This window comes from Paraburkholderia sp. J11-2, assembly GCF_905220185.1.
Taxonomy (GTDB): domain Bacteria; phylum Pseudomonadota; class Gammaproteobacteria; order Burkholderiales; family Burkholderiaceae; genus Paraburkholderia.
In genome coordinates this window covers 40,094-52,714 of record NZ_CAJMYY010000007.1, presented here as the reverse complement: position 1 = coordinate 52,714, position 12,621 = coordinate 40,094, and the positions used below count along the sequence as shown (strand labels likewise).

Sequence of the window (12,621 nt, the reverse complement as noted above, 5' to 3'; positions counted from 1 at the left end):
CATTACATTGCTTTCACGTTGATTCATTAATCTCGAGATATCAGACCATGCGCGTATCGTTCCCACGTTTTCTGAAGCAGACATTGTTCGTCATCGGCGTCGGCATGATGGCCGTTTGCGCGAACGCACGCGCCGACGAGCTCATCGTCTCCGCCGCGGCGAGCCTCACCAATGCGTTCAAGGCGATTGGCGCGGCATACGAGCAGCAGCACCCGGGCACGAAGGTACTGCTGAACTTCGGCGCCTCCGACGTGCTGATGCAGCAGATCGTGAAGGGCGCGCCCGCCGACGTCTACGCGTCGGCAGACCAGAAGGCGATGGACAAGGCCGTCGCCGAGAAGGTGGTCGATCCCGCCACGCGCCAGGATTTCGCGGCCAATGCGCTGGTGCTGATCGTGCCGAAGGACAGTTCGTTCATGCCGACGTCGCTCGACGCCCTCGCGCAACCGGGCGTGAAGCGCGTGGCGTATTGCGATCCGGCGTCGGTGCCGATCGGCCGCTACGCGAAAGGCGCGCTCGAAGCGGCGGGCCTGTGGGACGCGGTGAACGCGAAGAGCGTGCTGGCGGGCGACGTGCGCCAGAGTCTCGATTACGTCTCGCGTGGCGAGGTCGACGCGGGCTTCGTGTTCGCCACCGACGCCGCGATCATGCCCGAGCGCGTGAAGGTCGCACTGACCGTGCCGACGCAAACCCCCGTGACTTATCCGATTGCACTCGTGGAGGGCAGCCGCCATGCAGCGGATGCGAAGGCCTTCATCGCCTACGTGCTGTCGCCCGCCGGGCAGACCATACTCGCGAAGTATGGCTTCAAGCCGGCCGGCACGGCGCACTGATCCGCCCGCGCAAGAGGAGCGACCCTCATGGGACAGGTCTGGGTTCCGCTGCTGCTCTCGCTGAAGGTCGCCGGCTGGGCCACGGCATTGAACGTCGTGTTCGGCGTGGCCGCCGGCTACGGTCTCGCGCGCTGGCATTCCGGCGCGCGAGACCTGCTCGATTCGCTGCTGACGCTGCCGCTCGTCATGCCGCCCACGGTTCTCGGGTACTACCTGCTCGTGCTGGTCGGGCGGCGCGGCGTATTTGGCCGCTGGCTCGACAGCCTCGGCATCCAGCTCGTGTTCACGTGGCAAGGCGCCGTCCTGGCGTCGATGGTCGTGGCGTTCCCGCTCGTGCTGAAGTCGGCGCGCGCCGCATTCGAATCGGTCGATCCGCAACTGGAGCGTGCTGCGCGCACGCTCGGCATCAGCGAGGCCGCGATCTTCTTTCGCGTGACGCTGCCGCTCGCCATGCGCGGCATCGTGGCAGGCACGCTGCTCGCATTTGCGCGCGCGCTCGGCGAGTTTGGTGCGACGCTGATGATCGCGGGCAATCTGCCGGGCCGCACGCAAACGCTTTCCGTTGCGATCTATTCGGCTGTGCAGGCGGGCGACGACAGCACGGCGAATTTCCTCGTGGTCGTCACCTCGGTCACGTGCGTCGTGATTCTCGTGCTCGCGGGCAGGCTGGTGCCGCAGCACTCGCTGTTGACCTCGCGTTGATCTCACGCTTAGCGCCATGTCCCTGACCGTCGCTGTCCGTAAAACGCTCGAATCCGCCGGACGCCGTTTTCTGCTCGACGTCGCGTTCGAAACGCACGCACAGCGCGTCGTGCTGTTCGGCCCATCGGGTTCGGGGAAGACGCTGACCCTGCAGGCGGTCGCGGGCCTCCTGAGGCCCGACGAAGGCGTGATTCGTCTGGGCGGGCAAGCGCTGTTCGACAGCGCGAGCGGCATCGACCTGAAGCCGCAGATGCGCCGGATCGCGTATCTGTTCCAGGACTACGCGTTGTTTCCCCATCTGAATGTGCAGCAGAACATTGCGTTCGGGCTGCACAAGGGATGGTTCAATCCGGCGCGCCGCGATGCGCATCCCGACGTCGAATACTGGCTCGATGCGCTCGAGCTGCGTGGCGTGGCGGGCAGCCATCCCGTGCACCTTTCGGGCGGCCAGAAACAGCGCGTGGCGCTCGCGCGGGCGCTGGTCTCGAAGCCGCAGCTGCTGCTGCTCGACGAGCCATTCTCGGCGCTCGATCACGCGCTGCGCGAACGTATGCGCCGCGAACTGCTGGCGCTGCAGACGCGCCTGGACATTCCCATGCTGCTCATCACGCACGACCCCGAAGATGTCGCCGCGTTTGGCGACGAGGTGGTGCCGCTCATCGACGGGCACGTCGACACCGAGGCGCTGCCGGATGCGCTCACGTATCGAACGCGCGCGATGCCTTAGCCCTGCACGCGCTCGACCGGATGATGATCGAGCCACGCCGATTCCGCGTCGTCGTACAGCCGCGAGCGCGTGAGAAAGCGCAGCCCGGTTGGGCGCTCCAGCGAGAACATGCCGCCATTGCCTGGCACGCAGTCGATAATGAGCTGCGTGTGCTGCCAGTATTCGAACTGCGATTCGCTCATGTAGAACGGTGCGCCCGCGATCACGCCGAGCTTCACATCGGCATTGCCGACCATGAACTCGCCCGCGGGAAAGCACATGGGCGCGCTGCCGTCGCAGCAGCCGCCCGACTGGTGGAAAAGCACTGGGCCGTGCTGTGCCACCAGCTTTTGGATCAGCGCGACGGCCGCCGGCGTTGCAACGACGCGGGACACCTTTTCGGCCATGGTCAGCTCTCCCAACCGTTCCGCGCCTCGCCTCACGCGGCGAGGCGCGCAGCACACATCAGAAAAAGCCGAGCGGCTTGTCGCTATAGCTCACCAGCAGGTTTTTCGTCTGCTGATAATGGTCGAGCATCATCTTGTGGTTCTCGCGCCCGATGCCCGATTGCTTGTAGCCGCCAAACGCCGCGTGCGCCGGGTAGGCGTGATAGCAGTTCGTCCATACACGCCCCGCCTGGATCGCGCGGCCGAAGCGGTAGGCACGCGTGCCGTCGCGCGTCCAGATGCCGGCGCCAAGCCCGTAGAGCGTGTCGTTGGCGATTTGCAGCGCTTCTTCCTCGGTCTTGAACGTCGTGACCGAGACGACTGGCCCGAAGATTTCCTCCTGGAAAATGCGCATCTTGTTGTGGCCGCGGAACACGGTTGGCTTGATGTAGTAGCCATTCTTCAGCTCGCCATCGAGCGGGTTGCGCTCTCCGCCCGTGAGGCATTGCGCGCCTTCCTGCTTGCCGAGATCGAGGTACGAGAGGATTTTCTCGAGCTGCTCCTGCGAGGCCTGCGCGCCGATCATCGTTTTCGGATCGAGCGGATGCCCCTGGACGATCGCGCCCACGCGCTTGAGCGCGCGCTCCATGAACCGGTCGTAGATTTTCTCGTCGACGAGCGCACGCGACGGGCACGTGCACACTTCGCCCTGATTGAGCGCGAACATCGTGAAGCCTTCCAGCGCCTTGTCGAGAAAGCTGTCGTCGTGATCCATCACGTCGGCAAAGAAGATGTTGGGGCTCTTGCCGCCCAGCTCCAGCGTGACGGGAATGATGTTCTGGCTCGCATACTGCATGATGAGCCGGCCCGTTGTGGTCTCGCCCGTGAAGGCGATCTTCGCGATGCGCTTGTTCGAGGCGAGCGGCTTGCCCGCTTCGAGACCAAAACCGTTCACCACATTGATCACGCCGGGCGGCAGCAGGTCCTGGATCAGCTCGATCAGCACGAGGACCGAGGCCGGCGTTTGCTCGGCGGGCTTGAGCACGACGCAGTTGCCGGCGGCGAGCGCCGGCGCGAGCTTCCACGTGGCCATCAAGATCGGGAAATTCCACGGAATGATCTGGCCCACCACACCGAGCGGCTCGTGAAAGTGGTAAGCGACCGTGCTGTCGTCGATCTGCGAAATGGCGCCTTCCTGCGCGCGGATCGCGCTCGCGAAATAGCGGAAGTGGTCGATCGCGAGCGGAATATCGGCGGCCATGCTCTCGCGCAGCGGCTTGCCGTTGTCGATGGTTTCCGCCACCGCGAGCCGCGTGAGGTTGGCCTCGATGCGCTCGGCGATCTTGTTCAGCAGATTCGCGCGGTCGGCGGGGGCGGTGCGGCCCCAGGCGTCCTTCGCCTTGTGGGCGGCGTCGAGCGCCAACTCGATGTCGGCTTCGCGCGAGCGCGGGATGGACGTGAACGGCTCGCCCGTGACCGGCGAGATGTTGTCGAAGTACTCATTGCCGACGGGCTTGACCCACTGCCCGCCGATGAAATTGTCGTATTGCTTGCGGAAGGGATATTCCGTGGTGAGATATTGCAGTTCTGCGTGGTTCATGGGCGTGCTCCTCGCATATCGGCCGAACAGGGGTTGGACCGCTTCGTTATATCGCAAGGAATACTACGCCCCTATTCGGACAATTTCCGAAGTTTTGGTTTTGCGCCGCACAAGCCAGGAGCGACAGCGCCGGCGCCAGGTCGGCACCGGGGAAGAATTCGCGTAATATATCACCGAATATATCGAGGGGCGAAACGCGCGATGTTCATCCGGCAACTCAACTACCTGGTTACGTTGGCAAAGGAGCGGCATTTCGCGCGCGCTGCGGAGCTTTGCAACGTGACGCAACCGGCACTTTCGTCCGCGATACGCAGTCTCGAGAACGAACTGGGTCTCGTGATCGTGAGGCGCGGCCGCCGCTTTCTCGGGTTCACCGAGGAAGGCGAGCGCGTGCTAGGTTGGGCACGGCAGACGATCGCGGCCCTCGACCATATGAGGCAGGACGTCTGCGCTTCGAACCTGTTGACCGGCACCGTGAGGATCGGGGTGATTCCCACGACGATGCCAGTCGTGAGCCTCATGATCGCAAGCTGCCGTGAAGCGCATCCCATGCTCCGCTATGCGGTGCGCTCGCTGAGTTCGGACGCCATATTGCGGCAGCTCGACGAATATGAGCTCGACGTTGGCTTCACCTATCTCGACGATCACACACAGGCCGGATTCGAGGTGCTGCCGCTCTACCGCGAACGCTATGTCCTCGTCTCGCCATCCGGATCGGGTGAGCATGCACGCACCGGTGCCGCGCGTTGGGACGCACTGGGCGGTTTGCAGTTTGGTCTTCTGGACTCCTCAATGCAGAACCGCCAGGTCATCAACGCCGCATTTCGTCGCGCGGGCGTTCAGCCCAAAGTCGTTGTCGAGGCTGACTCGTTGCTCACCTTGATGTCGAATGTCCTGCATGCAGGGCTTCACACGGTATTGCCTCATAGCGTGCTGTGCGTCAACGACAGTACCGGGCGGGACACGGTCACTCCGCTCGAGCCCGAACTCACCCGGGAGATCGGGCTGATAGCCCGCGACCTTCCGTCCCGTCCGCCGCTCGTGGCAGCCCTGTGGCGGGCGGCGAAACACCTCGATCTGCAAACGAGGTTCGACGCATTCCTCGATCGGCCGCGCGCGATTGGTGAAGTGCCGGCGAGCGTTTCATAAGCCGCACTTATCAGGTGATACGTCGAAAAGATTGGATCTGCATTCCGCTTCTCGTCGACACTCTGTCCGTCGATCGGTCGCAGGTAGCGCGATCGGACAGCCGGTGGCGCCCACGGCGCTTCCGGTTCCTCGCCCATCAGAGTGGAGACAGATATCGTGGCAAAAATTGTTTGTGTGCTGTACGACGACCCGGTCAACGGTATGCCGAAGCAGTACGCCCGTGACACCCTTCCTGAAATCACGCGCTATCCCGACGGGCAGACCACGCCGACGCCCCGCGCAATCGACTTCACGCCGGGGCATTTGCTGGGCTGCGTGTCAGGCGAGCTAGGCCTGCGCAAGTATCTGGAGTCGAACGACCACCAGCTGGTGGTGACCTCCAGCAAAGACGGCGCCGACAGCGTGCTCGACCGCGAATTGCACGACGCCGAAATCGTGATCTCGCAGCCGTTCTGGCCGGCGTACATGACGGCCGAGCGCATTGCGAAGGCCCCGAAGCTCAAGATGATCGTCACCGCCGGGATCGGTTCGGATCACACCGATTTACAGGCGGCCATGGATCGCGGGATCACCGTGGCGGAAGTCACCTATTGCAACAGTAACAGCGTGGCCGAGCACGTCGTGATGACGACGCTCGCTCTCGTGCGCAACTATATTCCGTCGCACAACTGGGCCAATGAAGGCGGCTGGAACATTGCCGATTGCGTCGAGCGCTCGTATGACGTCGAGGGCATGCATGTCGGCACGGTGGCGGCAGGCCGTATCGGTTTGCGCGTGCTGCGCCTGCTCAAGCCGTTCGACATGAAGCTGCATTACCTCGATCGTCACCGCCTGCCCGAATCGGTGGAGAAGGAGCTCAATCTCACCCATCACACGAGCCTCGAAAGCTTGACCCGCGTGTGCGACGTGGTCACGCTGAACTGCCCGCTGCATCCGGAAACCGAACACATGATCAACGCGGCGACGTTGAAGAACTTCAAGCGCGGCGCTTATCTGATCAATACGGCTCGAGGCAAGCTGTGCGACCGCGACGCGATCGTCGATGCGCTGAAAAGCGGTCAGCTGGCGGGCTACGGCGGCGATGTGTGGTTCCCTCAGCCGGCACCGGCGGATCATCCGTGGCGCAGCATGCCGCATCAGGGGATGACGCCTCACATCTCCGGCACCAGCCTCTCCGCACAGGCCCGCTACGCAGCGGGAACGCGCGAGATCCTCGAGTGCTACTTCGAAGGCCGCCCGATTCGCGACGAATATCTGATCGTGCAGGGTGGCAAGCTCGCCGGTGTGGGTGCGCACTCGTACAGCGCGGGCAACGCGACTAAGGGATCGGAAGAAGCGGCCCGCTTCAAGGTGGCCTGATGTCGATGACGACCCCGTCTGCCGCACCCGCCGGCACCAACGGGGCCTCTACGTGGTGCGCCCAGGCGGTGAGAATACTGCTTGCTGGCCTGGGTGCGTTCGTGGCGTTGGCTCTCGTGGGCATGCTGGCGCAGACGACCTCGGAACCGTGGATTCTCGGTTCATTCGGGGCCACCTGCGTTCTGCTGTTCGGCTTTCCGTCAAGCCCGTTTTCTCAGCCGCGAAACGTTGTCGGAGGACACGTTCTGACGTCGTTGACGGGCTTGGTGTGTTTGCATCTGTTTGGCCCGGGATACGTGCCGATGGCAGGCGCCGCAGCGTGCGCATTGATGTTGATGATGATGACGCGCACAGTTCATCCACCGGCCGGCAGCAATCCGGTCATTATCTTCGCGGCGCAGCCAGGATGGTCTTTCCTGGCACTCCCAACGATGGCTGGCGCGGTGTCGCTGGTATTGATCGGCTGGCTGTATTGGGCAATCGTCAAGCGCGGCACGTGGCCAAACCGGGCAGGGTGATTCTCGAGCGTGCCTGGATCAGGGCCGCTTGGCCCACACGCAGGTGATGCGTGGCACCGGCTGGGCGCTGGACGGCCGTTTCAGCACGGCTGCCCAGCCATTCCCGGTCAGTAGCGCTTTTTCGGCGGCAACGACCGTTTGATCTGCTTGCGCAGGCGTGCCACTGCGGCAGCCTTCTTGCGTTTGCGTACTGCGGTCGGCTTTTCATAGGCTGTCCGGGCGCGAAGCTCCGGAATCAAGCCAGTGCGCTCGATTGCGCGACGGAAACGACGCAATGCAACTTCCACGGGCTCGTCAGGTTTCAGAATTACGGTAGTCAATTGTTTTCCTGGTTGAAATCCAGCAGCAATAGTGGATGGTGATCTGGATGTGCACGCAGCGTCGTGGTACCGGTAAGGGTCACAGTCGACGCTCGCGTACCGCGCGATCAACGACGGCGAAATGCAGGTCTTTGCGTTGCGCCGCCGCTGCGGTCATCCTTATGACGAAAATTGATTCGTCCTTTCGTGAGATCGTACACCGAGAGTTCCAGCGTTACCCGGTCGCCTGCAATGATGCGAATGTGATTCTTGCGCATACGACCAGAAGCGTACGCCGCTACCATCACACCATTGTCGAGCGTGACGCGGTAGCGGTTGTCTGGCAGTACTTCGTCGACGATACCGTCGAGTTCCAGCAGTTCTTCTTTGGCCATTCAAGGTTCCTGATCAATTGGCGGGACATGGGGTCGGTGCTGCATTGAGGTAGACGCCGCGAGCGCTGATCGACACGCGCTCGCGCGGTAGTGAGAAGCAAGGAGTTTGCTGGGCAGCCCTTGCGTCCGGGAAGTCGCTGACACCGCCGTGTCCGGGCGGCGAATCAGATACGCGAGGGGATGGGGTCAGACGCGGCGGCTCGCAATACAGCTCCGATGCGAGTCGGGGCGTGCAGTCCAGCGAGCACTGTTATCGCCGGCCTCACTGAACTATCGATCAAAGGAAAGTTCGCCGCTAACCAACACGTGTCGCTTAAGTGCTGTGCGAAGCAAACGAACCCTGCATTGTAACCGAAGGCCGCCGTCTGCCTGCCACTATCGGCGGGGCCAGAAGGAAAGATGTTGTCGGCCGTGTGTGCCGACGAGGCGCGGTGCGGGATCGCGCGCGATGCTTGGGCGCGTTTGCTTGCGCGCGCCCTGGTGCCGCAGATGCGTTGGGTACTTCGAATCGTGGCGTTGCCTTTAGCCGCGCGTGTCGACCCAATTGCGTGCCCAGCGTGCCGAGTGCTGCAGCGCCTGCTCCTCGCTCGCGAAGTAATCGAGCGAATAAAACTGGTAGCAGCCTTCGGCTCGCGCGCTATCGGTGCGTTCGAGCAACAGGTTTGAGGAAAAACTACCGTCGGGCAAACGATGCGCCGAGGGTTGGACGGCATAGCCGTTGTATTGTTGAACGTGTTTGTTTTGCATTTTAATTTTATTGATGTTCGATAGGCGTGTGCCGTGCGAAATGTGCACGGATGCGCCGATCCAAAGCCATTGCAAGCCGAATCTGAAACAGTCGGAGAGCGAAAAAGGGCGTTGAAGCCAGAGGGGAGAATGAGGTGCAACGAGGCGTGTGGCGCGTGGCACGCTGCTGAACGAGCAGGTGCAGCAAAAAGCGATTGCGCCAACTATGGGAGACAAAGCTCCGCGAGGGTGTCGCTGCAGCCCGGCGTCCGTTGTCGGATGCCGGGCCCTTCAAACTTTACAGCGGCTTGATGTTAGCCGCTTGCAGACCCTTCGGGCCTTGCTTCGTTTCGAAGCTCACCTTCTGATTTTCAGCCAGCGTCTTGAAGCCGTCGGTCTTGATCTCGGAGAAGTGAGCGAACAGGTCGTCGCCGCCCTTGTCCGGGGTAATGAAGCCAAAGCCTTTGCTGTCGTTGAACCACTTAACGGTACCGGTTTCCATGAAGAATCCTTGAGAAAAAAACGAAAATTTGCTCTTAAAGAGCGCCTGAAGCGACAAGGAGGGAGAGGACCACGAATACCGCCGGGAGGCGAGCAATTGATGAACAGCAATCGAACTTCCTGACCTTCGCCCGGCACATTACCCGACGGCTGGGCCGGCGTCAATAAGTATCTTGTAACTGAATCCCCATGCGGCCCGTTTTGCAGACGAAGCGATGCGGCCCTTGCCCGGCTGGGCGCATGCGCCAGCCGCATGCACCTGTTACAGCGACGGCTACTCGATACCTCGGACCCTGGCGGGAAAATATTCGAGAAGCCAGTCGATGAACACCCGCAAACGATGGGTTACGTACCGGTTCTGCGGATACACGACATGAAACGGATACGACGGCGGCCGCCATTTCTTCAGTATCTCCACGAGCGATCCATCCCGCAGCGCGGAATCGGCGGCATGAGCAAAAGTTTGAACGATCCCGAGTCCCGCGACGCCGGCGGCCAGATGCGCATTGCTTTCGTTGATGCCGAGCCGGTGTTCGATTTTTATCTCGGTGCGCTCGCCTTTGTGCTCGAAACGAAATGGCATGGCCCTGCCGGTCTGGGTGGAGATGTAGCCGATCAACCGGTGTCCATTTCTCAACTCGTCCGGATACGCGGGAACGCCATAGTGCTTCAGATAGGCGGGCGTGGCGCATGTCACCATCGTCGCTTCGCCGATACTGCGCGCGACGAGCGATGAGTTGTCGAGCGGGCCGCCCCGGATGACGCAATCGACGTTGTCGCCGATCAGATCGACCGAGCGGTCGGCGACGCCCAGATCGATTCGGATGTCCGGGTAACGTGCCATGAAGTCCGGAAGCAGGGGAATCAGCACGTCGCGTGCCGTCAAGCCGCCAACGTCGATGCGCAAATTGCCGCGCGGATTGCTCCGTGCCACGCTGAACGACGAATCGATGTCTTCGAGGTCCCGAAGCACGCGCGTGACCTTGGCGTAGTAGTCCTGACCTTCCGGCGTTACGGTGACTTTGCGCGTTGTGCGCTGGAGCAGCTTTACGCCGAGGTGCGCCTCGAGCTCCTGAACCAGCTTGCTCATCGTGGTGTTGGGTATGTCGAGCGACTCCGCGGCTCGCGTAAAACTGCCCGCTTCCACCACGCGGCTGAAAGCCCGCATTGCCAGCAACTGATCCATCGCGAAGGGACTCCCGAAAACCCGACCGGATGTCAGGTGCGTCGATTATACATGGCGGTGGATAGTCATTTCATTGTTTCCATATTTATCAAAAAACCGCTTTTCCCTAAAGTGCTTTCCATGCAGTGCGCGACGGACTCAGGCAGCGACGAAAACACGGTCGAACGCATTTGCAGATCCCTTTCACACCACGCAACGGAGCACATCATGAGCAAGCAACTGAACGGCAAGATCGCACTCGTCACGGGCGGCAGCACGGGCATTGGCCTCGCCGCAGCGCAGGAACTCGCGGAGCAGGGCGCGCGTGTGTTCATCACCGGCCGCCGGCAGGCCGAACTCGACGCCGCGGTAGCGGCCATCGGCCCGGCGGCCACGGCCATCCGGGCGGACGCCTCGGTGCTGTCGGATCTGGACGAGGTCTACGCCCAGATCGCCAAAACGGCCGGCAAGCTCGACATCCTCTTTGCGAATGCCGGCGGCGGGGACATGCTGCCGCTCGGCGCCATCACCGAAGAGCATTTCGACCGGATCTTCGGGACGAATGTGCGCGGCGTGCTGTTCACCGTGCAGAAGGCATTGCCGCTGCTGGTCGACGGCGCATCGGTCGTCCTGACATCGTCCATCACGTCGGTAACCGGTACGGCCAACTTCAGCGTGTATAGCGCGAGCAAGGCGGCGGTGCGCAATTTCGTCCGCTCGTGGGCGCTGGACCTGAAGGAACGTGGCATTCGCGTGAACGTCGTCAGCCCGGGCCCGATCCGCACGCCTGGCCTTGGCGGCCTCGTGCCCGACGAAGCCCGTCAGGGGCTGTACGACGCGCTGGCTGCGCAAGTGCCGCTCGGCCGCCTGGGTGAGCCTGAAGAAATCGGCAAGGCGGTTGCCTTCCTCGCTTCGGACTCGGCCAGCTTCATCAACGGAACCGAGCTCTTCGTGGACGGCGGCATGGCCCAGGTCTGATAGGGCCGAGGCAGGGCGGATATCCGCTTTCGATCGATTCCGCCCATGCCTGTGATAACACGAGGATGGCCGGCTGGTGCCAGGCGCAGTCGGCCGTAGCTGAACCAGGTTCGCGAACCCATTGCCGCGTTTCGAGTTGCCTTGTGACTACGCGAGGCGCCAGACCTTGGACGTGGCCAACGTGAACCTAGGGCTTCAGCACGGTTTTGACGATCTCGCTGACTGCTTCCCTGGCCTTGGCCGCCGCATTCTCGTCGTACGCGATGGTTGTCCCGCGCTCGACGCACGAATCGCTGTAACTAAACGGTTGCCTCGTTTTGGCGTTGACGACCAGCCCGTTTTCGACCTCGACAGCCGCGCAGTTACGCGTGGTCTGTGCTTGGGGTAACTGCAGCGGTTGCTTGAGTGCTCGCGCGTCGAAGAAATGGCTGGCGCCGACGTACTCAGTCAACTGGACATCGCTCACTTTCGTTTTTAGACGTTCCACATAGGCGCGGCAGGGCGCGACTGGATTGTAGTTGTCTGCCGTCCCCTGGAAAATGCGAACCGGTCTGGAAACGACATCCTCGTCTTCGAGATAGGTGTAGGTACAGTCAGGATAGAACGCGATAAACGCCGCGAACTGGGTGCCGGGTTGGGCGTGCATCTTCTGGAACCGCTTCAGGCTTGCATAAAGCGCGTTCTGCCCGCCACGCGAGAATCCCATGAGCACGATCCGGTTCGGGTCGATTCTCGGGTGCTTCGCAAGCGCCGCCATCGCGCGATAGGCATCTTCGGTCTGTGCAAGGCGGCCGAGTTGCGATTGATCGTTGATCGTGCTGACGATCCCGCGGCCCGAGAAGCTGTCGATCACAAAGGTCGCAACACCGAGCGAAAGAAAGTACTCCTCCCAGTCTGTGACGCTGCTGCCGACGCCGCCAGAAGCATGCAGCATAATGACAAGCGGCAGCCGGTCCGTGCCGGGCCGGGGAATCCGAAGCTCGCCTGCCACCGTGACAGGTTTGCCATCCTCGCGGCCGCTCAGGAATTCCTGGTCGGTGAGCGTCACGGACGGAATCGGGATGACCTCCATTCGCGTGACCTGCGCGTGCACGGCGTTCGCGAGACAGCTGCCAATGCAGATCAAGGCGATCTGGATGAGCGCAGTGATGTTTGCTTTCGACATGGCATTCCTCGTCTTCGGTGCTGGATCACGCAATGACTTACGAAGTCCAGTATAGGAAGACGTGGAGAGAGCGGTCGATTGTCTTGGTGTTCTGCTGCGAGAATCGCTATCAGACAGTTGCAATAGCCACTAACGCGAG

The 12,621-nt window shown here is 62.1% G+C and carries 15 protein-coding genes; 7 read left to right on the top strand and 8 right to left on the bottom strand.

Annotation, left to right across the window (positions count from 1 at the left end; translation table 11 throughout):
• The first annotated feature begins 47 nt into the window (after positions 1–47).
• Genes modA through U5A57_RS11650 form a run of 3 tightly spaced genes read left to right on the top strand, consistent with a single transcriptional unit; the run spans position 48 to position 2,262 of the window.
• Positions 48–833, top strand: a complete 786-nt coding sequence (modA, locus tag U5A57_RS11660) for a molybdate ABC transporter substrate-binding protein (protein ID WP_321910951.1) — start codon at positions 48–50, stop codon at positions 831–833.
• Between the two features lie 27 nt (positions 834–860).
• Positions 861–1,535: a molybdate ABC transporter permease subunit gene (gene modB / locus U5A57_RS11655; RefSeq protein WP_321910949.1), complete on the top strand. Its 675-nt coding sequence runs from the start codon at positions 861–863 to the stop codon at positions 1,533–1,535.
• A gap of 16 nt (positions 1,536–1,551) precedes the next feature.
• Positions 1,552–2,262, top strand: a complete 711-nt coding sequence (locus U5A57_RS11650; protein ID WP_321910947.1) for a sulfate/molybdate ABC transporter ATP-binding protein — start codon at positions 1,552–1,554, stop codon at positions 2,260–2,262.
• Here the strand turns inward: U5A57_RS11650 and U5A57_RS11645 are convergent.
• On the bottom strand, positions 2,259–2,648 hold the full coding sequence (locus U5A57_RS11645; RefSeq protein WP_321910946.1) for a DUF779 domain-containing protein: 390 nt from the start codon (positions 2,646–2,648) through the stop codon (positions 2,259–2,261). The two genes, U5A57_RS11650 and U5A57_RS11645, sit on opposite strands and share 4 nt — an antisense overlap.
• A 58-nt stretch (positions 2,649–2,706) precedes the next feature.
• On the bottom strand, positions 2,707–4,227 hold the full coding sequence (gene adh / locus U5A57_RS11640) for an aldehyde dehydrogenase (RefSeq protein ID WP_321910945.1): 1,521 nt from the start codon (positions 4,225–4,227) through the stop codon (positions 2,707–2,709).
• A 201-nt stretch (positions 4,228–4,428) separates the two neighbouring features.
• On the opposite strand from adh, the gene U5A57_RS11635 reads away from it, so the two are divergent.
• From U5A57_RS11635 to U5A57_RS11625, 3 genes are all read left to right on the top strand, one after another.
• Positions 4,429–5,376, top strand: coding sequence for a LysR family transcriptional regulator (locus U5A57_RS11635; protein WP_321910944.1), 948 nt, complete (start codon positions 4,429–4,431; stop codon positions 5,374–5,376).
• A 156-nt stretch (positions 5,377–5,532) separates the two neighbouring features.
• Positions 5,533–6,735, top strand: a complete 1,203-nt coding sequence (locus U5A57_RS11630) for an NAD-dependent formate dehydrogenase (RefSeq protein ID WP_321910941.1) — start codon at positions 5,533–5,535, stop codon at positions 6,733–6,735.
• Positions 6,735–7,253 (top strand): HPP family protein, encoded by a 519-nt coding sequence (locus tag U5A57_RS11625; RefSeq protein ID WP_321910939.1) that lies wholly within the window; start codon positions 6,735–6,737, stop codon positions 7,251–7,253. The genes U5A57_RS11630 and U5A57_RS11625 overlap by 1 nt, the downstream gene beginning before the upstream one ends.
• 107 nt (positions 7,254–7,360) lie before the next feature.
• Here the strand turns inward: U5A57_RS11625 and rpsU are convergent, their stop codons facing one another.
• The 5 genes from rpsU to U5A57_RS11600 form a co-directional block, all read right to left on the bottom strand.
• Positions 7,361–7,573 (bottom strand): 30S ribosomal protein S21, encoded by a 213-nt coding sequence (gene rpsU / locus U5A57_RS11620; RefSeq protein WP_321910937.1) that lies wholly within the window; start codon positions 7,571–7,573, stop codon positions 7,361–7,363.
• A 107-nt stretch (positions 7,574–7,680) separates the two neighbouring features.
• On the bottom strand, positions 7,681–7,947 hold the full coding sequence (infA, locus tag U5A57_RS11615; protein WP_321910935.1) for a translation initiation factor IF-1: 267 nt from the start codon (positions 7,945–7,947) through the stop codon (positions 7,681–7,683).
• A 522-nt stretch (positions 7,948–8,469) separates the two neighbouring features.
• Positions 8,470–8,694: a hypothetical protein gene (locus tag U5A57_RS11610; RefSeq protein ID WP_321911324.1), complete on the bottom strand. Its 225-nt coding sequence runs from the start codon at positions 8,692–8,694 to the stop codon at positions 8,470–8,472.
• 277 nt (positions 8,695–8,971) lie between these two features.
• Positions 8,972–9,175 carry a cold-shock protein gene (locus U5A57_RS11605; protein ID WP_065065051.1) on the bottom strand — a complete coding sequence of 68 codons (204 nt, stop codon included), beginning with the start codon at positions 9,173–9,175 and terminating at the stop codon, positions 8,972–8,974.
• 273 nt (positions 9,176–9,448) lie between these two features.
• Positions 9,449–10,360, bottom strand: a complete 912-nt coding sequence (locus tag U5A57_RS11600; protein WP_321910933.1) for a LysR family transcriptional regulator — start codon at positions 10,358–10,360, stop codon at positions 9,449–9,451.
• Positions 10,361–10,567: 207 nt separating this feature from the next.
• On the opposite strand from U5A57_RS11600, the gene U5A57_RS11595 reads away from it, so the two are divergent.
• A complete protein-coding gene (locus U5A57_RS11595; protein ID WP_321910932.1) occupies positions 10,568–11,317 on the top strand; it encodes an SDR family NAD(P)-dependent oxidoreductase in 750 nt (249 codons plus the stop codon).
• A gap of 187 nt (positions 11,318–11,504) precedes the next feature.
• On the opposite strand, the gene U5A57_RS11590 is transcribed toward U5A57_RS11595, so the two are convergent.
• Positions 11,505–12,482 (bottom strand): dienelactone hydrolase family protein, encoded by a 978-nt coding sequence (locus tag U5A57_RS11590; RefSeq protein WP_321910930.1) that lies wholly within the window; start codon positions 12,480–12,482, stop codon positions 11,505–11,507.
• Positions 12,483–12,621 lie beyond the last annotated feature (139 nt).